Below are 777 nucleotides of genomic sequence, written 5' to 3' on the forward strand. Positions count from 1 at the left end.
CGTCTGCCTTATCACACTCTCGAAGGAATTGGTCACGCCTCCTAATACCATTTTTTGACCAATCACAGCCACTACACCGAATGGTCCGAATATCGCTCCAGATATTGCTCCTATGGTCGATTCTCGTAAGGCAGCCCATTCATAGGCATCGTAGTCACTGACTTCACCTCTAGCTATGTCCGACACGGCCTGACTGATGACGGCTGCTGACCCTGCTATCGCTGCAGTTGTTAGAATTGCTCCTGCTACTACCGATCCTATTACCACTCCAGCTGCACCCAAAGTTGCTATCGTTACTGCTGCTATCGCTACTACTGCTCCAACGACTATGAGCCCAGCACCTACACGACAGGCTAGCTTCTTCCAACTAAACGGTGGCTTTTTCTCTTCCTCTTCCTCTGCTTTAGCTTCTATCTGTGGCGTCCCTATCAGCGGTTCATCAGCATAAGGTGAGAAGGGTGTTCGGTCCGACCCTTCAGCAATGACCTGCGCTCCAAGGATATGGTACTCATTCTCAATAGCTATCCCACTGGTCTGCCCCGCTTTTACTACCATCACTTGGCTTTCCGCTTGGATCACGACTCGCTTCTGGCTGTGGATGATGATGTCACTATCTGCTTGTAATAATAGTTTCTTATGGCTTGTTAATGTAATTCCGTCCTCGTCTTCTAGCGTTAGCTTTAACGGTTCCTTCGAGCCGCTTACAATATCTATGCCCGTTGGAGATAACTTGGCTTCACTCCCATGCTCTGTTCCGAAATATCTAATGTTAGGATC

The 777-nt window shown here is 48.5% G+C and carries 1 pseudogene; it reads right to left on the bottom strand.

What is annotated here, in order from left to right:
- Positions 1 to 777, bottom strand: a pseudogene (locus tag AC1TO9_RS24495) (HNH endonuclease); the annotation flags it as partial.

The sequence above is a fragment of the Paenibacillus sp. Y916 genome (assembly GCF_056786435.1).